Annotated in this window: 18 protein-coding genes, 1 tRNA gene, 1 other RNA gene and 1 pseudogene; 9 read left to right on the top strand and 12 right to left on the bottom strand. The window is 72.9% G+C overall.

All coding sequences use genetic code 11. The features are described 5' to 3' along the window. Nucleotides 1-116: 116 nt before the first annotated feature. Entirely contained in the window at nucleotides 117-797 is a 681-nt protein-coding gene (locus tag IE245_RS19215; RefSeq protein ID WP_229851395.1) for a TetR/AcrR family transcriptional regulator, read from the bottom strand. Between the two features lie 169 nt (nucleotides 798-966). Between IE245_RS19215 and wrbA the strand changes: the two genes are divergently transcribed. After that, entirely contained in the window at nucleotides 967-1,575 is a 609-nt protein-coding gene (gene wrbA / locus IE245_RS19210; protein WP_189949167.1) for an NAD(P)H:quinone oxidoreductase, read from the top strand. A gap of 72 nt (nucleotides 1,576-1,647) precedes the next feature. On the opposite strand, the gene IE245_RS19205 is transcribed toward wrbA, so the two are convergent. Further along, the gene (locus IE245_RS19205; protein WP_043224790.1) at nucleotides 1,648-1,935 is read right to left on the bottom strand and encodes a metal-sensitive transcriptional regulator; all 288 of its coding nucleotides are present in this window, start codon (nucleotides 1,933-1,935) and stop codon (nucleotides 1,648-1,650) included. 158 nt (nucleotides 1,936-2,093) lie between these two features. Next, nucleotides 2,094-2,510: a YciI family protein gene (locus IE245_RS19200; RefSeq protein WP_189949165.1), complete on the bottom strand. Its 417-nt coding sequence runs from the start codon at nucleotides 2,508-2,510 to the stop codon at nucleotides 2,094-2,096. Nucleotides 2,511-2,652: 142 nt separating this feature from the next. Between IE245_RS19200 and IE245_RS19195 the strand changes: the two genes are divergently transcribed. Beyond that, nucleotides 2,653-3,282, top strand: a complete 630-nt coding sequence (locus tag IE245_RS19195; protein WP_189949158.1) for a MarC family protein — start codon at nucleotides 2,653-2,655, stop codon at nucleotides 3,280-3,282. Nucleotides 3,283-3,295: 13 nt separating this feature from the next. Here the strand turns inward: IE245_RS19195 and IE245_RS37740 are convergent, their stop codons facing one another. Further along, entirely contained in the window at nucleotides 3,296-3,418 is a 123-nt protein-coding gene (locus IE245_RS37740) for a hypothetical protein (protein ID WP_268256570.1), read from the bottom strand. On the opposite strand from IE245_RS37740, the pseudogene IE245_RS19190 reads away from it, so the two are divergent. Continuing rightward, nucleotides 3,401-3,817 (top strand): annotated as a pseudogene (locus IE245_RS19190) (MmyB family transcriptional regulator); the annotation flags it as partial. The gene IE245_RS37740 and the pseudogene IE245_RS19190 overlap by 18 nt on opposite strands. Nucleotides 3,818-3,868: 51 nt before the next feature. On the opposite strand, the gene IE245_RS19185 reads toward IE245_RS19190, so the two are convergent. Both IE245_RS19185 and IE245_RS19180 read right to left on the bottom strand, forming a co-directional pair. Then, a complete protein-coding gene (locus IE245_RS19185; RefSeq protein ID WP_189949156.1) occupies nucleotides 3,869-4,933 on the bottom strand; it encodes an aldo/keto reductase in 1,065 nt (354 codons plus the stop codon). Between the two features lie 168 nt (nucleotides 4,934-5,101). After that, nucleotides 5,102-5,962 (bottom strand): alpha/beta fold hydrolase, encoded by an 861-nt coding sequence (locus IE245_RS19180; RefSeq protein ID WP_229851393.1) that lies wholly within the window; start codon nucleotides 5,960-5,962, stop codon nucleotides 5,102-5,104. Between the two features lie 81 nt (nucleotides 5,963-6,043). On the opposite strand from IE245_RS19180, the gene IE245_RS19175 reads away from it, so the two are divergent. Further along, nucleotides 6,044-6,517, top strand: a complete 474-nt coding sequence (locus tag IE245_RS19175) for a carboxymuconolactone decarboxylase family protein (RefSeq protein ID WP_189949338.1) — start codon at nucleotides 6,044-6,046, stop codon at nucleotides 6,515-6,517. A 4-nt stretch (nucleotides 6,518-6,521) separates the two neighbouring features. Here IE245_RS19175 and IE245_RS19170 read toward each other — a convergent pair whose 3' ends face one another. The 4 genes from IE245_RS19170 to IE245_RS19155 form a co-directional block, all read right to left on the bottom strand. Beyond that, nucleotides 6,522-6,737 carry a DUF4287 domain-containing protein gene (locus IE245_RS19170; RefSeq protein WP_189949154.1) on the bottom strand — a complete coding sequence of 72 codons (216 nt, stop codon included), beginning with the start codon at nucleotides 6,735-6,737 and terminating at the stop codon, nucleotides 6,522-6,524. A gap of 110 nt (nucleotides 6,738-6,847) precedes the next feature. Further along, nucleotides 6,848-9,031 (bottom strand): FtsX-like permease family protein, encoded by a 2,184-nt coding sequence (locus IE245_RS19165; RefSeq protein ID WP_229851392.1) that lies wholly within the window; start codon nucleotides 9,029-9,031, stop codon nucleotides 6,848-6,850. 68 nt (nucleotides 9,032-9,099) lie between these two features. Next, the gene (locus IE245_RS19160; protein ID WP_189949150.1) at nucleotides 9,100-9,774 is read right to left on the bottom strand and encodes an ABC transporter ATP-binding protein; all 675 of its coding nucleotides are present in this window, start codon (nucleotides 9,772-9,774) and stop codon (nucleotides 9,100-9,102) included. A gap of 59 nt (nucleotides 9,775-9,833) precedes the next feature. Beyond that, nucleotides 9,834-10,247: a hypothetical protein gene (locus tag IE245_RS19155; protein WP_229851391.1), complete on the bottom strand. Its 414-nt coding sequence runs from the start codon at nucleotides 10,245-10,247 to the stop codon at nucleotides 9,834-9,836. Nucleotides 10,248-10,936: 689 nt separating this feature from the next. Between IE245_RS19155 and IE245_RS37105 the strand changes: the two genes are divergently transcribed. Together IE245_RS37105 and IE245_RS19145 are read left to right on the top strand one after the other, a co-directional pair. After that, entirely contained in the window at nucleotides 10,937-11,281 is a 345-nt protein-coding gene (locus tag IE245_RS37105; RefSeq protein WP_229851390.1) for a hypothetical protein, read from the top strand. Next, nucleotides 11,278-11,616: a type II toxin-antitoxin system PemK/MazF family toxin gene (locus IE245_RS19145; protein ID WP_229851389.1), complete on the top strand. Its 339-nt coding sequence runs from the start codon at nucleotides 11,278-11,280 to the stop codon at nucleotides 11,614-11,616. The genes IE245_RS37105 and IE245_RS19145 overlap by 4 nt, the downstream gene beginning before the upstream one ends. An 18-nt stretch (nucleotides 11,617-11,634) precedes the next feature. On the opposite strand, the gene IE245_RS19140 is transcribed toward IE245_RS19145, so the two are convergent. Both IE245_RS19140 and IE245_RS19135 read right to left on the bottom strand, forming a co-directional pair. Then, nucleotides 11,635-14,055, bottom strand: a complete 2,421-nt coding sequence (locus IE245_RS19140; RefSeq protein WP_189949146.1) for a helicase-associated domain-containing protein — start codon at nucleotides 14,053-14,055, stop codon at nucleotides 11,635-11,637. 274 nt (nucleotides 14,056-14,329) lie between these two features. Further along, nucleotides 14,330-14,414, bottom strand: a tRNA-Ser gene (locus IE245_RS19135). A gap of 119 nt (nucleotides 14,415-14,533) precedes the next feature. Here IE245_RS19135 and ffs point away from each other — a divergent pair. The 3 genes from ffs to purD all read left to right on the top strand — a co-directional run bounded on the left by ffs (nucleotide 14,534) and on the right by purD (nucleotide 18,230). After that, nucleotides 14,534-14,632: signal recognition particle sRNA small type (gene ffs, locus IE245_RS19130), an RNA gene on the top strand. Nucleotides 14,633-14,794: 162 nt separating this feature from the next. After that, the gene (locus tag IE245_RS19125) at nucleotides 14,795-16,918 is read left to right on the top strand and encodes a DNA polymerase III subunit gamma and tau (protein WP_189949124.1); all 2,124 of its coding nucleotides are present in this window, start codon (nucleotides 14,795-14,797) and stop codon (nucleotides 16,916-16,918) included. Between the two features lie 61 nt (nucleotides 16,919-16,979). Further along, entirely contained in the window at nucleotides 16,980-18,230 is a 1,251-nt protein-coding gene (purD, locus tag IE245_RS19120; protein WP_189949123.1) for a phosphoribosylamine--glycine ligase, read from the top strand. The last annotated feature ends 153 nt before the right edge of the window (nucleotides 18,231-18,383 follow it).

Here is an 18,383-nt window from a genome sequence, read left to right as displayed (position 1 = left end):
GGCCTGCGGCCGCTCCCGGCCTTCCGGCCCGAGGGCCTGCGGCCGCTCCCGGCCTCCCGCCTCGGATGCCCGTGACCCTCCCCTCTCCCCCCTCTCCCCCTCTCTCCTTCCCTCCCCTACGCCCGCAGGCGGAGCAGCTCCCGTACGCCCGCCTTGACCCGCTCGGCGGGCAGGGCCTGCTCCACCGAGAGGTGGTGCATCAGGTCCGGCGCGAAGGGCGCGAGGAGGAGGTGGGCGAGGAGGGCGGAGTCGCCGTCGGGCCGGAGCCGGGAGAGCAGCATCGCCACGTGCGTGTGCATGACCTGGTAGGCGCCGCTGTGGTACCGGGCGCGGGGCGCGGCGGAGTGCGCGGCGAGCAGGAGGGGGCGCTGCTCGGCGACGCGGTCGACGAGCGCGTCGAGGAAGGCGTCGAGCCGCTCGTCGGCGGGGGCGCCGGGGCCGAGCGGGGGCGGCCCGCTCATGTACGCCTCCTGGAACTGCCGCTCGCGGTCGTCGAGGAGCGCCCACAGCAGCTGGGAGACGTCGCCGAAGCGGCGGTAGACGGTGCCGACGCCGATGCCGCTGGCGTGGGCGACCTGGTTCATGGTGACGGCGTCGGGGCCCTGCTCGGCGACGATCCGGGCGGCGGCGTCGAGGATCCTGCGGCGGTTGCGGGCGGCGTCGGCGCGCTCGGAGACGGGCGCGGGGCCGGGGCCGGTGTGCGGCCCGGCGCCGGGGGCGGTCGGCAGCACGGTGAGCAGTCGCACGGGCCCATCGCCGTCCGCTGCCGGCATGCCCGGTGTTCTCGTGCTGCTCATCGGCCCGTTCCTGCCCTTCGTCGCGCCCCCGTCGTCGATGTCCCCGTCCTTCGAGCATACCCGCCCCCCTTGCGAAACGGATTGCTATCCACTTACTCTCGGAACCGTCAAACGGAAACCGATCCGCTTATCCGTTCCGCTGATCGTGGTCGCGTGCGAGGAGCCCGTCATGTCCGTCAAGGTCGCCGTCGTCTACTACTCGTCCACCGGTGCCGTGCACCAGCTCGCCCAGGCCGTCGCCGAGGGCGCGGAGAAGGCCGGCGCCGAGGTGCGCCTGCGCCGCGTGCCCGAGCTGGCGCCGGACGCCGCGATCGACGCCAACCCGGCCTGGCGCGCCCACGTCGACGCCACCGCGGGCGTCGAGGTCGCCGCCCTCGACGACCTGGAGTGGGCGGACGCGTACGCGCTCGGCTCGCCGACCCGCTTCGGCAACGTGGCGGCCCAGCTCAAGCAGTTCGTCGACACCACCGGCGGCCTGTGGCAGCGCGGCGTGATGGCGGACAAGCCCGCCACCGCCTTCACCAGCGCGCACAACCTCCACGGCGGCAACGAGTCCACGCTGCTCGCCCTCTACAACACCTTCCACCACTGGGGCTCGGTCATCGTCTCCCCCGGCTTCACCGACCCGGCCGTCTACGCGGCCGGCGGCAACCCCTACGGCACCGCCCACCCCGCCGCCAACGGCGCCCCCGGCGAGGAAGTCCTGGCCGCCGCCCGCTACCAGGGCACCCGCCTCGCCACGATCGCCAAGCGCCTCAAGGGCCTGGCGGTCGACTGACCCGGCACGGACAAAGGGCGCGCCCCGGCGGAGTACCTCCACCGGGGCGCGCCCGCGTTCCGACGAGCGGGCTCAGGCCAGCGACAGGAACAGCTTCTCCAGCCGGGCCCGCATCTTGTCCGGGTCCTCGCCGTCCCGCTTGCCGTTCTCCATCTCGGTCAGGCACTGCTGCAGCCCCGTCGCGATGATCGCGAACCCGGCCCGGTCCAGCGCCCGCGAGGCCGCCGCCAGCTGCGTCACGACCTCCTCGCAGTCGCGCCCCTCCTCGATCATCCGGATCACCCCGGAGATCTGGCCCTGCGCCCGGCGCAGCCGGTTCAGCACGGCCTTGAGCTCCGCGCCCGCGAGATCGAGTTCCACAACCACTCCTCAGCAGATACCCCGGGGGGCAGCCCGACCCCCACCACGGGGATCCGTCCCTCCCAAGGATGACACCCACCGAGACCATTCCCCCGCCCACCGCCCGGCACCGGGACCCGGCCGCCCCCGATGCCCCGGACCCCGGCGAAGGGGCCGCCTCAGTCCTGCGAGGGGCCCTGCTCGTCGATGCGGCGGATGACGACCGGGTACTCCGGGGCGCCCGCGGGCTGGGGGCAGCGGGCGACGCGGGCGGCGATCTCCGTCACCCGGTCGAGGCTCTCGCACTCCAGGACCCAGTAGCCGGCCAGGACCTCCTTGGTCTCGGCGTACGGGCCGTCGGTCACGACCGGGCGGCCCTCGGCGTCCAGGGAGACGTGCCGGGTCTCGCCCGGGTCGGCCAGGCCCTGCCCGTCGAGCATCTCGCCGCTCTCCAGCAGTTCCTTGTTGAGCGTGTTCATGAAGTCGAACATCGCCGTCAGGGACTCCTTGTCCCAGGCCGGGCTGTGCGCCGAGCCGCGCCCGGCCATCGCCTCGTAGTCGGCGTGCGAGCCCTGGACCATCACGAGGTACTTCATGGCGTCCTCCGTATGCGTGCGTGGTGCGTGCCGTGTGAACCTCTCTCGAAGATGGGTCGGAACCGGCCCCCGGATCTCGACACCGCGCGGGCGACGTCCCGAAATCCCTCCCTCACCACCCGACCGCCCCATGATGTCCGCTGTGCCGTCCTTCACCTTCGCCGCCGCGTTCATCACGTTCTTCTCCGTCGTCGGACCCCCGAAGGTGCTCCTCGCCTTCGCCGGCCTGGCCCAGGTCCACCCGGCCCGGCAGCTCCGCACCATCGCCCTGCTCTCCTCCGCCGCGGCCGTCGTCGTCGGCATCGCCGCCGGCGGCACGGCCCCCTGGCTGCTCGACCTCTTCCACATCAGCACCCCCGCCCTCCAGCTCGCGGGCGGCGTCATCTTCTTCATCTACGCCGTCGGCCTCGTCCTCGGCCTGCACCTCGGCTCCGACGGCCCGCACGACGACTCGCCCGACACCGTCAGCGGCGTCCGCGAACTCCTCATGCCGTACGTCGTCAGCCCCCTCGCCATGACGGCCCTGCTCATCGAGGCCGCCGCCCGCGACTCGCTCGGCTGGCGCTCGACCGTCGTCGGCGCCTACATGGCCGTCATCGCGCTCGACCTCGTCTGCGTCCTGCTGCTCGCCCGGATCCTGCGCCGCACCCACCACGCCACCATCGAGCTCCTCGGCCGGCTCCTCGGCCTGCTGCTCGCCGCGGTCGGCGTGGACCTCGTCCTCGACGGCCTCTCCGCGCTGGGCGTACCGGGCCTGGACCGGTACCACTAGGACGAGGGCGGCCTCACGCGCCCAGGAAGTCCGCCGCCGTCCGCACGAGCTCCCCCTCGGCGACCTCGGGAACGTCCTCGCCCGGAACGCCCCGGCCCGCGCCCTCCTCGGCGGCGTCTGCACGGTCCCGGAGCACGGGCGGAACGTCGTCTGGCGCTGGTTCGCCGATCCCGGCGCCCGTACGGCGTATCCGCCGGAGGAGCGCGCGCACCACAGCCGGCTCCACGTCGCCGACCTGCGCGCCGCGTACGGCCGCCGCGGCGGCGATCCGGCCCCGGCCCGCCTGGTGGAACGGCTCCGCGCGGTCGGCGAGGAGTTCGGGGAGCTGTGGGCCGGGCACGAGGTCGCCGTCCGCCGCCACAGCCGGGTGCGCGTCGAGCACCCCCTGATCGGCGCCGTCGACCTGGACTGCCGGGTCCTGCTCGCCCCGGCGGGCGAACAGCGCCTGGTCTTCTTCACCCCGCCGCCCGGCACGGACGCCGCCGACCGCCTGGCCCTTCTCGCGGCGGCCGGTACCGGACAGTTCGCCTCCTGACCGAGCGTTTCGCCCCCTGGCGGACCGGTGGCCTTCCGACAACGCCCGGCCTCAGCCGTCGGACGCGGCACGCTCCTCCAACGGCCTCCTCCGCAGCGCCGGTTCGGTGAGGGACGGCGGCCGCCAGACCCCGTCGGCGCGGTAGGCGTCCGTCCCCGGCGGCACGATCGCGTCGATGCGGTCGAGCACCGCGTCGTCGAGGACGAGCGAGGCGCCCTTCAGCAGCCCGTCCAGCTGCTCCATGGTCCGGGGCCCGAGGATCACCGAGGTGACGGCCGGGTGCGCGGCGGCGAAGGCGACCGCGAATTCGGGCAGCGAGCAGCCGATCTCCTCGGCGAGCAGGGCGAGTTCCTCGACGAGGTCGAGCTTCGCCGCGTTCTCCGGGAGCGCCGGGTCGAAGCGGTGCGGGGTGATCGCGGCCCGCCCTCGCGACATGTCCACGGGACGCCCCTTCCGGAACGCCCCCGAGAGGTACCCGGAGGCGAGCGGCGCCCACGTCAGGACGCCCATCCCGTACCGCTGCGCCACCGGCAGCACCGCGGTCTCCACCCCGCGCGCGAGCAGTGAGTACGGCGGCTGTTCGGTCCGGAAGCGCCGCAGCCCGCGCCGCTCGGCGACCGCGTGCGCCTCGACGATCCGGTCGGCGGGGAACGTCGAGCAACCGAAGGCCCTGATCTTCCCCTGGGTGACGAGGTCGCCGAGGACGTCGAGGGTCTCCTCGATGTCGGTCCGGTGGTCGGGCCGGTGCACCTGGTACAGGTCGATCCGGTCCGTACCGAGCCGCGCCAGGCTGGCCTCGACGGCCCGCACGATCCAGCGCCGCGACAGCCCGCCCCTCGCGGGCCCGTCGCCGCCGACGGGGAAGTACACCTTCGTCGCGAGCACGGTCTCGTCGCGGCGGCGCGGGTCGCGCAGCGCCTTCCCGACGATCTCCTCGGACTCGCCCGCCGAGTACATGTCGGCGGTGTCGACGAAGTTGACGCCCCGGTCGAGGGCGGAGTGGATGATCCGTACGGCGTCCTGGTGGTCGGGGTTGCCGACCGACCCGAACATCATGGTGCCGAGGCAGTAGGTGCTGACTTCGATCCCGGTCCCGCCGAGTACCCGATAGCGCATGCGCCGCACCCTAGGGGTTGGAGCGGACTCCCACGCAAGCCCCGGAACGATCCGGAGCCACCGGCTGCCACCGTCCCCGGCCCCCGCTTCCCCCCCCGGCCTACCGCCCCGCCCCGTCCTCCCGCCCCGGCCCCCCGACCTACCCCCCGCCCCGCGCCGGCCCCCGGCCTACCGCACCCTGGACCTCCCGGCCTCCCGAAGGAACGCCGCCACCACCCCGTACACCTCCTCGGGCCGCTCCAGGTGCACGTCGTGCCCGGCCCCCGGCAGGCAGACGCCGCGCAGCCCCGGCTGCCGCCGCGCCATCCCGTCCCACTGCTCCGCGTCGATGATCCCGTGCTGTCCGAGCACCGCGAGCAGCGGTACGTCGACGGCGTCCCACTCCTCCCACCAGGAACGGACGGCGTTCTCGTCGAGCGAGGCGGCCAGCACCCCGGCGTCGAACCGGGGCCACCACCCCCCGTCCCGCCGTTCGAGCCCGGAGGCCCAGCCCTCTCCGACGGCCCCGCCGCCGAAGTACGAGACGGCCGCCTCCCGGCTCGCGAAGGGGACCGGCCACCCCCGCAGCCATCCGGCGACCCCGGCCACCTCCTCGGGCGTGGATCCGGCGGGCCCTGCCTCGACCAGGACGGCGCCGGCGACCCGGGGATGCCGCCGGGCGGCGGCGAGCAGGGCGGCGTGCCCGCCGTAGGACTGCCCGACGAGCACGAAGTCCCGCTCGCCGCGCCCGGCCCCGCCCCCGCCCCGTCCGAACTCCTCGACGACGCCGAGCACATCGTCGACGTACGCCCTCCGGGACACGTCCTCCGGCGCCCGCTCGCTCTCCCCGTGCCCCCGCTGATCGAGCGCGAGCACCCGGTGCCCGTCCCGGCGCAGGGCCCGGGCGAGCCCGTCCCACTCCCCGCAGTGCCCGGCGAGCCCGTGGAGCAGCAGCACTCCGGCCCCGTCGCCGCCCCAGTCGCGCACGGACAGCCGGACGCCCCCACGCACGAACTCCCGAGTGACGTACGCCACATCCACCTCGGTCACATTCCTCCCCCGCGCTCCGTCAACCCGATGAAAGCCCGGAGAGAACCCCCGAAGACCCTCGAACACACCACGGAGAACCTCATGAACCCCCGCCTCAACCTCTTCGCCAGCCCCGTCGCCGGCAAGGTCGTCAAGCACCTCGCCTCGGCCGGCTTCGCGATCCCGGACACCGTGCTTCCGCACAGCCTCCAGGAACTGGTGAAGATCCGCGCGAGCCAGATCAACGGCTGCGGCTTCTGCCTCGACATGCACACCAAGGACGCCGCCGCGGCCGGCGAGACGGCCCTGCGCCTCCACATGGTCGCCGCCTGGCGCGAGGCCACGGTCTACACGGACGCCGAGCGGGCGGCCCTCGAACTCACCGAGCAGGGCACCCGCCTGGCCGACCACCACACCGGCGTCACCGACGCGGCCTGGGAGAACGCGGCCAAGCACTACGACGAGGAGCAGCTCGCCGCCCTGGTCTCCCTCATCGCCCTCATCAACGCCTTCAACCGCCTCAACGTCATGGCGCGGACGCCGGCCGGCGACTACGTCCCCGGCCAGTTCTCCTGACGGCCTACTTCCCGTCCTCGGCCCGCACATGGGCCACCAGCGCGTTGGCGTGCCCGTGCCCGAGACCGTGCTCGCCCTTCAGCCAGGCGACGAGCTCCATGTGCTTGTCGAGCGGCGAGGAGCGGATCACCTCGAACCACTCGGACACGGGCCGCCCGTACTTCTTCTCGATGGAGGGGAAGTAGCTGGCGGGACCCTTGGGGGCGGGGGCGGTGGACACGACGACCTCCGGAACGATCGGAACGGAACGGAACGGATACGCACCCTAGAAGACCCCGCTCCTCCCGGAAACTCATCGCCCTGAGCAGGAGATCCCGAGCAGGAGATCCATCAATCCCGCCGGACGAGCTCCGGATCCACGTGCCGCCGCACCATGGGCACGGAAGCCACCCCGGCCACGACCAGCACTCCCACCGCACTCGCCACCAGCACCGGCAATCCCTCCCAGTCCCAGTGGACGGCCCCGCCGCCGGTGATCAGATAACTCGCCTCGGCCAGCCACCCCGTCACCACGGCCCCGCTCAGCCCCACCCCCAACGGAACCACCACCTGCACCACCTGCACCCCCCGCAAGGTCCCCGCCCGAGCCCCCAACAACCCCAGCGCCGCCACCTGCCCCCGCCGCTCCAGAGCCCGATCAGCCACCGACACCACGAACGCCGCCACCCCGACGACCAGCCCGAGCACCATCCCGACCATCAACAGGCTCCGGATGACGGCCAACTGGGCCAACGCGTCGATGGCGATCCCCACCGCGTCCACCTCCGCGGTGGGCGCGACGCGACCGATCCCGTCGAGCACCGCCCGCACCGTCTCCGCATCGGCCCCCGACACCAAGGTCAGGCTCCCGGCCCCCGCCGCAAGCCCCACCGGCGCCATCGAGGGCGGAACGAGCAGGGTGTCGGGCCGGAGCACGGAGGGCTGATAAGCGTCCACCTCCGCGCTGGCCTCCGGTACGGCCAGGACGGCCTTCCGGCCGTTCCGGAGGGCGAAGGGGAAGCGGTCGCCGGGCTTCGGGTCGTACTCGGTCGGAGGGACGGGGCCGCTGAGCCGCATGACCTCGCCGTCCACACAGCCGCGCAGCGAGATCGCGGTCCTGGCCGCCTGTTCACACGTGCCGACGATCACGTCGAGGCCGATGCCGCCCGGTTCGCCGGGCGGGCTCCACGAGCTGTACGTGGTCAGGTGCGCCCGCACGCCCGGCAGCCGGACGAGTTCCTTCTGCTGGTCGCCGCTGAGCTCGCTCAGGCGGATCTGGTACTCCTGGAGCGGCGCGGTACGCCGACTCACCTGGTCCAGTTCGATGAGCACGCCCTGCGTGAGCGAGGCGCCGAAGACCAACAGCACGAGCCCCGTGGCCACCCGCAGAGAAGCGCCGGGATCCACCTCCGTACGCCGCATCGCCAGCGTGAGCGGCAGAGACCTGGAGACCGCGGCGGTCCTGCGCGCTAGCCACGCGGTGACGGGCGGCAGCCCGAGGACGAGCCCGGTACCGGTCAGCAGCACGGCGGCCGGCACGAGGGTGGAACTGGCGGACCCGCCGGAAGGATCCTTCCCCAGGACGCTCATCGCGCAGTAGCCGACGATCACCCCCATCCCCGGGACCAGCAGCAGCGCCCCCCACGTCCGGGGCGGTCGGCGTTCCGCCGTCCGACGCACCGCGATCGGCGAGAGCGCGGCCCGCCGGGCCCCGAACAGCCCGATGCCCCAGGCGAGCGCGGGGCACCCGACCAGGCACACCGCGATGGTCGACCACTCGGGCCGCCCGTCCGCGGGATACCACCGGAGTCCCGGGAGCCCGACCCGTGCCATGACCTCGTTGCCCCCGAGGTACGCGGCGAGCCCGAGCACCGCTCCGAGGGAGGCCGCCGCGACGTTCTCCCCGGCGTTGACCCGCAGGGTGTCTTTGACGCTGAGACCCACCAGCCGCAACGCCGCCAGTCGCCGCGCCCGGGACTCCCCGGAGAGGCGCGCGCAGACGGAGAGGAAGACGACGAGCGGCAGGAGGACGATGCACCCGAGGGTGAACCGCAGGATGTCCAGGGTCTCGCCGTCGACGACCTCCTCGTGGAGCCGCCCGTCCCCGAACCTTTCGAGCGCGTGCGGTGCGGTCAGCTTGCCCGGCGTGGTGCCGACGTACGCGTAGAGCTCGTCCGGGCTGCCGAGGCCTTCCGCCCCGATGGTGCCCGTCACCCTGCCGGGAACGAGGCCCGAGGCGCCGGGATTCGCGGCGAGGGCGTCACGGAGCGCGGGTGAGACGACGACCTCCCCGGGGCCGGGGAACGCGGTGACCCCCGGCGGGCGGGGAACCGGGCCCGGTCCCGTGCGGGCGAGGAAGATCCGCCGGAGCGGCCTCGAACCGTACGGGTCGAGGAACTTCTGGTAGACGGCGCTGCTGTGCTCCCCGTGGACCGGATACCGCGCGGAGGTACGGGCGTCGTGCGAGGCGAGGATCGCGGGGATGGTGAGCACCGCCGCGAGACAGGCCACTCCCAGCCCGGACCCGAGGGCCATCAACAGGAAGCGCGCACGCCCCCTGCGTCCGGCGCCCCACAAGAGACGCAGGCCCAGAACGAAGGGGCTCACACCGCCACCCGCTGGGCGAGGACACCGTCCACCATCACGTACTGGGTGTCGGCGTGCGCGGACACGTTCGGGTCATGGGTGACGACCACCACCGCGGTGTCCAGCTCTCGCGCGAGGCGCAGGAACTCCTCCAGGACCGCCTGAGCGTTGGCGCTGTCGAGAGCTCCGGTCGGCTCGTCCGCGAAGACCACGTCAGGCTGGTGGACGAGCGCCCGTGCGACGGCGATCCGCTGGCGTTGTCCGCCGGACAGCTTCGACGCCCGGCGGCGGAGGAGGTCGCCCATGCCCAGTCGGCCGAGGACGCGCGCGGCCGCCGCGTGCGCCCGGTCCTTCGCGACCCCCGCCAGGCGGAGAGGCAGGGCGGCGTTCTCCTCGACGGTCAGTTCGTCGAGCAGCTCTCCGTACTGGAAGACGAAGCCGATCCGCTCCCGGCGTAAAGCGCTCAGGTCGGCGTCGGACAGCGACGACAACGGCACCCCGTCGAAGGTGACCGTGCCGCTCGCCGGCGGCAGGACGCCGGCGAGGCAGTACAACAGCGACGACTTCCCGGAGCCGCTGCTGCCCATGATCGCCGCCACTTCGCCGCGTGCGAGCGAGAAGTCGGCGCCGTTGACGGCCTGCTGTTCTCCATAGAAGAAGTCCACGCCCTCGGCGCGGAGGATGAGGTCCATGTTGCTGGGACTTCCTGAAAAGGGGAGCCGCTGAGCGCGGCTCCCCTGGGCGGTCGAGGTCAGCGGAGGAACTCTCGGAGCTTCGAGCAGTTGTCCGGCCGGAGGGAGCCCCGGTCGCGGCAGGCCTGGATCTTCGCCTGGTTGGTCTCGAGCATCGCGCCGTCGAAGAACACGTGGTCGACGTGGACCGTCTTCTTCTGGACGCCCTTGACCCGCGTCCAGTCGTAGGCCTCGACCTTCGCGCGGAGGTAGACGTTGTGCCCGTCGTCGGAGTCGGCGTCCTTCAGGTCACCGACGACGTGGAACCCGCCGCGGTGCACGAACTTGGGCTCCCACTTGTAGTCGCCCTGGAAGAAGACACCCGCCGAGCGCATCTCCAGTTCGCGCCACGAGTCCGCGGCGGCCACCCCCGCCCCGCCGAGGAACAGTCCCGCGACGATCGCCGCCGTGATCGACTTCTTCAACTGGCCCATGGAGCACTCCTTGTTGGCTAGGGGCCGACCGGTCGTCACAGAACGTATCGAGTCCACTACGCATTGGATGCGGCAGGAACGTAATTTCGATCAGATCACCGCCCGATCCGGTGACCGGAAGGTCGGAAGGAAATCTCTCCCTTTCGGGCCACCCGTGACCGGATTCCGCCGTCGCCCGCCGCGCGAAGGCGCAGGTCAGTGGCGGAAGGGCGTGAGCGGCGGGAGGGGCGGGGCCCATAGGGGTGACCGGGCGCGCGCCCGTGACGGGCGTTCGATCGGTGGGGCCGGCCCCTGGGGCGGGCGCCGCCGGGGAGCGCGAGGGGCGCCGGGAAACGCCGAAGGGCCGGACCGCTTTCGCGGTCCGGCCCTTCGGGCCGGCGGAGGATACGAGATTCGAACTCGTGAGGGGTTGTCCCCAACGCGCTTTCCAAATGTTCGTACGGGGGTCGGGCGGGGGGGCGTGCCTGTCCTGAACTGCGGCGGAACGTTCGAGGCGGCCTCACCCGGCCGGGCCCGGACGGGGGCGAATGAGACCAGAACTGGGACCTGTCGTCGTGGGCCGGTCGCACCCCAGGCCCCGCTCGCGGCGGCTCTAGGCGGGGAGGGCCGCCCTGCGGGATTGCCTTGACCGGGTCGGCCCTCCCCTCCACACTAGGTGTATGACATTTGTACGACAGGTTGGAGGAGGCGTGGAGACCACAGCAGCTCACAAGAAGAAGGCCGCCAAGAAGGCCGCCGCGACGGCGGTGAAGCGAAGCGCGGCGGCGGCCGCGCTCGGGCCCAGTCGGTTGGCGCAGGTCCGGCTCCGTGGCGATGAGGTGCAGGCCCTTCAGGAGGTCATGCGGACACTGCACCTCAACTCGACCTCGGATGCTCTTCGCGAAGGGCTGAGGCTCCTCGCGCGGGAAGCGGCCGAGGTCGGGGCGGCTGAAGAGATCCGCGCCTTCTACCACGAGCAGGGTGCGCCTCTGCCCGAGGGCGTGGTCGAGCCGACCGATGAAGAGCTTGCGGCAGCGGACGAGATGCAGTGGTGAGCCCAGGCACGGCGCTGCGTGGCGAAGTATGGGTCTGCGCACTGCCGCAGCCGGTCGGACCGCACCCCGTCGTCGTCCTCACGGTCAACCGGATCGCGGAGCCGCTCGCCTCGGTGACGGTCGCGCTGATCACGGGTACATCCGGTCCTCAGGTCACCCATGTCCCGATCGGGCCTGACGCCGGACTGACGAAGTACGACGAGTCGTACGTGAACTGCGCGGACCTTCACACGGTGGCGAAGTCGCGGTTGCGACGGAAGCTGGGGCTGCTCGCTCCGGGGGAACTGCACCGTGTGGAGGGCTCCGTCCGTCTGATCCTCGGACTGCAGCGCTGACCTCGTGCGCGGCCTGTCCTACGTCGGCATGATGCCGTGGATGCGGGACAGCGTGAAGACTCGCTCGGCGGCCCGCAGGTGGCACCACGCTTCGAGGTAGGGCGGGTCGAGTTCGAGGCGGCTGAGGGTACGGACGGTGCGGCTGCCCGAGGCGGCGACATATTCGACTGTGATGCCGGTGCCGGTATCGAGGGCGTGGCCCAGCTGGCGGACGTCGGCGTAGGACAGCTGCTTGGCGTACCCGGCGACGATCTCCTCGGTATCCGTTCCGAAGGGGACTCCTGTGCCGAAGGGGTCGGGCTCGGGGGCGGTCGGCGGGACGTTCAGCAGCCGGGCTGCCGAAGCGTGCGCGTCGACAACCGCCGGCGCCTCTGCCGCCCGGGGCGCCGCGCGTCCCGTACCGGTCTTCGCAGAGGGCTTCCGTGGAGTCGGAACAGCGGGGGCCCGCCGAGGTGAGACCTTCTCGATGCGTACGGTTCCATCGGCGGCTTCGGCTACGGGGGCGTAGCCCTCGCCCCGCAGCGCGGCCAGGGCCTGGTCGGGCGCGGCGGCGCTGACGAGCACCGTCGGCGCGAGCTGCCGCAGCCCGAGGGAGGCGAGTCCTCGGTGGGCGGCGAGCTCGGCCAGGAGCGCCGGCTCGTCGCCGTGGATGACGCAGGCGGCGGGGGCGATGCGTACCCGGCCGTGACGGCGTGCCGCATCGGCGATGAGGTAGGACAGCGGCTGTGGCAGGGGCGCCGCCGCGACGGCGGCCAGCTCGGCCGAGATCTCGTCCGGAGTGCGGCCGGAGTCCAGGGCGCAGCGGATGCTGTCGGCGCTGAACCGCCACACCGAGGCTGCACCGCTGGTCTCACGGGCCGCGGTCGCATCCAGGAGCTCGGCGAGGCTTGTCGTGGGCGTGCCGCTGACGACGGCCGTGAGGTCGCCGCCGAGCCGGACCGTGCCGGTGGCCTCGGGCAGCAGCCGCCGGCACTCGGCGGCCAGTTCCTCAGCGTCACCGGCCAGTAGAGCCGCGCCGAGCGGGGAGAGGGAGCCTCTGGCGATGACGCCCAGTCGCTCGGCCTCGCGGACCGTCGTGGCGAACGGTGTCTCGTCGTGGAATGACGGGTGGGCGAGCGGACGGTGCCATGCCACGAGTGGGCCCAGGTCCGTGGCGACCCGCGCGCCCCGCCCCTCCGGGAGCCGTGCCGTCGCGGCGAGGAGCCCACCGCGCGCCTGCAGGCAGCCGTCGCAGAAAGGTGTTCCCGCCAGGGCGGGGAGCGCCTTGTCGTCCTCGTCGCGGGTCTGGGACGGGGTGAGCGGCAGCTTCCACCATGCCTGAAGAAGCACGGCGAACTGAGACGCGGGCTCCTGCGCTGCCCAGACGTCGTACTCCATGGTGGGCGCGACGCGGGGACCGTCTGCGGCCAGCAGCCCGACCGAGTACGCGGTCTCCAAAGCGATGCGCACCACGACGTCATCGGCGCGTGCGGCCTTGCCGATTCGGCCCAGTTCGCGCGCGCCGACCCCACCGGACTTCAGCTGGGCCGGTGGAGCCGCCGAGCAGACTGACAGGACCGAGGCGGCGTGGGCCGCGAAGTCCGTGGCTGCCGCTGCTGCTTCCCGGTTCACCTCCCCAGCGGTGACGGACACCAGTTCCGTGGCGGGCGGTACGGGTTGGAACGGGGGATGCCAGTCGGGCCCGCGCAACGCCAGCGCCACCTCGGCGGGCATGCGGTCCCTCCCATAGCCGTGGTGATCGCGGACAAGGAAACCCCGGTCCAGGGCCCATCGCGCGCCCGGCCGGGAATCGGCCTCGGGAGCCCTGAACACGATGAACTCCGTCTGAGGCGACACTGACTTCGCTCGCCCCTGAAGCAGCTCCCGGGCGGCAGAAGGGGCCTTCGCGAGCAGGGAGGATACGCGCTCCGGATCGCCGTGATGTTCCAGGACGGCGGCCGCGCGCTGCTGCCTGGTGCCGGCTGGCTTGATGCCCAGTGCCACGAGCATGCCGCGCAGTTCCTCAGAGGTCACGCCTTCCAGCAGTTTCTCCAGCGGAGCGTCCAGCCCCAGAGGGGCGTCCCATGCGTGCCGCAACGGCGCGGCCATGTGGAGATGCCCGTCACCGTCCGGCCAAACCAGCGCGTGATCGGCCAGAGACTCCAATACGACGTCGAGTTCCCGGGCGGCAGCGGGCGCCGTCGCTCCCAGCGTCCTCGCAAGGGCGTCGCGCGACAACGTCCCCAAGGCGGCCAGCGTTTCGGCGACCTGCAGGCACGGCAGCGGGAGCTGCGGCAGAGCGAGCGCCACGGACCCCGGCCGCTGGAGGCGTTCCGCCACTTCCTCCATCGAGCGGGGCTCCGGAGCGGCCACAGCGTCCTTCCGCGCCGCGATGACGCGTGCCAGCCGCGCTCCGTCGAGACTGGCAAGCCAGGCGGTCAGTGTGGATCGGGACGTCATGACAGCACCTCGCCCAGCGGGGAACGTACAAGAGGGCCAGGTCCGGCCCGCACCGGGACCAAGGATTGCGCATCCCATCGATCCGCAGGTGCCGTACGGATGGGTTCACCCGGCGGGCGAGCCACCGACAGGCCGATCGCCTACGCTCTCGGCATATCGCCCGACATGCGATGAATGTCAGGAATAAGTGAGACCGCGAATGAGACCGGAACATGCCGAAGACCCCGGCCGCTGAAGCGGTCCGGGGTCTTCGTTTCGCCTGTTCAGGCGGCTGCGGAGGATACGAGATTCGAACTCGTGAGGGGTTGCCCCCAACACGCTTTCCAAGCGTGCGCCCTAGGCCTCTAGGCGAATCCTCCGTGGAGAACATTACATGACCGCGGAGGGTGCTCGCGAACGTGATCCACGAGGGGGAGGGGGCGGGGAGGGGAGCGGGTGGGAGGGGGCTGATGTGGGGGTTCGGATCGGGTAGGCTGGGCGGAGCCCCTCACGCGGCGCTATCTGACTGAACTCCCCCAGGGCCGGAAGGCAGCAAGGGTAGGTCGGCTCTGGCGGGTGCGTGGGGGGCGCTTGCGTTCCCGGCGGGTCGGCGGGTCGGCGGGTCGGCGGGTCGGGCAGTCGCAGGCCGGTCGTTCGGTGGCCGGGTGGGCGGCGAGGCCCGGGGCGGCGCGTTCCCGCGTGGTCGTGGGGCCCGGTGGGTTTTCCCGGGTTGTCGGTGGGCGCCTATAACCTCGTATACGTGTCGTCTCTCGCGCTGTACCGCCGCTACCGCCCCGAGTCCTTCGCCGAGGTCATCGGGCAGGAGCATGTCACCGACCCGTTGCAGCAGGCCCTGCGGAACAACCGGGTCAATCACGCGTACCTGTTCAGCGGGCCCCGCGGGTGCGGCAAGACGACCAGTGCGCGGATCCTCGCGCGGTGCCTGAACTGCGAGCAGGGGCCGACGCCGACGCCGTGCGGCGAGTGCCAGTCCTGTCGGGACCTGGCGCGCAACGGACCGGGGTCCATCGACGTCATCGAGATCGACGCCGCCTCGCACGGTGGTGTCGACGACGCCCGTGACCTGCGGGAGAAGGCCTTCTTCGGGCCCGCCTCCAGCCGGTACAAGATCTACATCATCGACGAGGCCCACATGGTCACCTCGGCGGGGTTCAACGCCCTGCTGAAGGTGGTCGAGGAGCCGCCGGAGCACCTCAAGTTCATCTTCGCCACGACCGAGCCCGAGAAGGTCATCGGCACCATCCGGTCCCGGACCCACCACTATCCGTTCCGGCTCGTTCCGCCCGGCACCCTCCGCGAGTACCTCGGTGACGTGTGCGGGCGGGAGGGGATCCCCGTCGACGACGGCGTGCTGCCGCTCGTCGTGCGCGCCGGCGCCGGGTCCGTGCGTGACTCGATGTCCGTGATGGACCAGCTCCTCGCCGGCGCCGGCGAGGACGGTGTGACGTACGCCATGGCCACCTCGCTCCTCGGGTACACGGACGGCTCGCTGCTCGACTCCGTCGTCGACGCCTTCGCCTCGGGCGACGGCGCCGCCGCCTTCGAGGTCGTCGACCGGGTCATCGAGGGCGGCAACGACCCCCGCCGGTTCGTCGCCGACCTGCTGGAGCGGCTGCGGGACCTCGTCATCCTGGCCGCCGTGCCCGACGCCGGCGAGAAGGGGCTCATCGACGCGCCCGCCGATGTCGTGGAGCGGATGCAGGCGCAGGCCTCCGTGTTCGGCGCCGCCGAGCTGAGCCGCGCCGCCGACCTCGTCAACGAGGGGCTGACCGAGATGCGCGGCGCCACCTCGCCGCGCCTCCAGCTGGAGCTGATCTGCGCGCGCGTGCTGCTGCCCGCCGCCTTCGACGACGAGCGGTCGCTGCTCGCCCGGCTCGACCGGCTGGAGCGCGGCGCCAAGAACGCCCCGGCCGCCGCCGTCCTCACGCCGGCCCCGCCCGCCGGACCGTCGATGGGGTACGTCCCCGGGCCCGACGCCCATACGCCGATCGCCCCGCCGCCCCTGCCCCCGAGCCCGAGCCCGGCCCCGGCTCCTGTCGCTCCCGCCCAGCAGTCTCCGCAGCCCGGTGCCTGGCCCGGAGCCGCGCGGCCCGGCGGATGGCCGACCGCCGGAGCCCCGGCTCCCGCCACGCCCATGCCCGCGCCCGTAGCCGTGCCCGCGTCCGCCCCGGCCCCCGCCGCCGGCGGCGACATGGCCGCCGGTGCCGGTCAGGTGCGGAACATGTGGCCGTCCATCCTCGAAGCGGTCAAGAACCGGCGCCGCTTCACCTGGATCCTCCTGAGCCAGAACGCGCAGGTGGCCGGCTTCGACGGCACCACGCTCCAGATCGGCTTCCTCAACGCCGGCGCGCGGGACAACTTCTCGAGCAGCGGCAGCGAGGAGGTCCTCAAGGCGGCGCTCGCCGAGCAGTTCAACGTGCAGTGGAAGATCGAGGCGATCGTCGACCCGTCGGGCGGCTCCGCGCCCCCGCCCGGCGCCGGCAGCCCCGGGGGGAACTTCTCCGGCGGAGGCGGCGGAGGCGGTGCAAGCTTCGGCGGCGGCGGCTTCGGTGGAGGCGGCGGCTTCGGAGGCGGAGGCGGCGGCCGGCCCCCCGCCCCGCCCGCGCCCGCCCCGCAGGCGGCACCCGCCGCGCCCGCTCCCGTACAGGCACCGGCGCACGCCCAGCAGGCCGCGCCCGCGTCCGCGCAGGCCCCCGCCCCCGCTCCCGTACAGCAGCGGTCGCCGCAGCCGCCGCCCGTGGCGCCCGAGGACGACGTGCCGGAGGAGGACGATCCGGACCTCGTGGAGTCGGCGCTCTCCGGGCACGAGCTGATCGTGCGCGAGCTCGGTGCCACCGTTGTGGAGGAATACACGAACGACTAGGGCCGTCTCGCTCGGTGGCCCGCACAAGGACCTTCCCGGCCATCCGGCTACCCTGGCTGGCGTGAAGGTCCTCGTCATCGGCGGCGGCGCCCGCGAACACGCCCTGTGCCGCTCTCTCTCCCTCGATCCCGACGTCACCGCTCTGCACTGCGCGCCCGGCAACGCCGGAATCGCCGAGGTCGCCGAGCTGCACGCCGTCGACCAGCTGGACGGCGGCGCGGTCGCCGCGCTCGCCACCGGGCTCGGCGCCGACCTGGTCGTCGTCGGCCCGGAGGCCCCGCTCGTCGCCGGCGTCGCCGACGCCGTCCGCGCCGTCGGCATCCCGGTCTTCGGCCCGTCCAAGGAGGCGGCGGAGCTGGAGGGCTCCAAGGCGTTCGCCAAGGACGTCATGGCCGGCGCCGGCGTGCCGACCGCCCGCAGCTACGTCTGCACCACCCCCGCCGAGATCGACGAGGCGCTCGACGCCTTCGGCGCGCCGTACGTCGTCAAGGACGACGGTCTCGCGGCCGGCAAGGGCGTCGTCGTGACCGACGACGTCGAGGCGGCCCGCGCCCACGCGCTCGCCTGCGACCGCGTGGTCATTGAGGAGTACCTGGACGGCCCCGAGGTCTCCCTCTTCGCGATCACCGACGGCACCACCGTCCTCCCGCTCCAGCCCGCGCAGGACTTCAAGCGCGCGCTCGACGGCGACGAGGGCCCCAACACCGGCGGCATGGGCGCCTACTCGCCGCTGCCGTGGGCCGACCCGAAGCTGGTCGACGAGGTCATGGAGTCCGTCCTCCAGCCGACCGTCGACGAGCTGCGCCGTCGCGGCACCCCCTTCTCCGGCCTGCTGTACGCCGGTCTGGCGATCACCAGCCGCGGGGTCCGGGTCATCGAGTTCAACGCCCGTTTCGGCGACCCCGAGACGCAGGTCGTCCTGGCCCGCCTGAAGACCCCGCTCGCCGGGGTCCTGCTGCACTCCGCCAACGGCACCCTCGCCGACCAGCCCCCGCTGGCCTGGCGCGACGAGGCCGCCGTCACCGTGGTCGTCGCCTCCCACAACTACCCGGACACCCCGCGCACCGGCGACCCCGTCGAGGGCCTCGCCGAGGTCGCGGAGCTGGACGCCCCGCACGCGTACGTGCTCCACGCGGGCACCAGGCGGGACGGCGACGCGGTCGTCAGCGCGGGCGGCCGGGTGCTGTCCGTCACCGCCACCGGTTCGGACCTGGCCGAGGCCCGCGAGCGTGCCTACGCGGCAGTCGGCCGCATCCGCCTTGACGGTGCGCAGCACCGTACGGACATCGCGCTCAAGGCCGCCCAGGCCTGAGTCGTACGGGAGCGAGGGCGCGGCCGGGAAGTCAAGCGACCGGCCGCGCCACCGGCACCACCTTTACCCAAAGCCATTCGATCGAGTGACGGCTCGGCCATCTGGATGACGCCCGCCGGAGCCCCAACTAGGGTGCGGCGCAGGCGTTCCGGC

The organism is Streptomyces roseolus, assembly GCF_014649855.1.
Taxonomy (GTDB): domain Bacteria; phylum Actinomycetota; class Actinomycetes; order Streptomycetales; family Streptomycetaceae; genus Streptomyces; species Streptomyces roseolus.
Note: the sequence above shows the minus strand (reverse complement) of the source record. Positions and strands in the feature narration are given on the sequence as shown.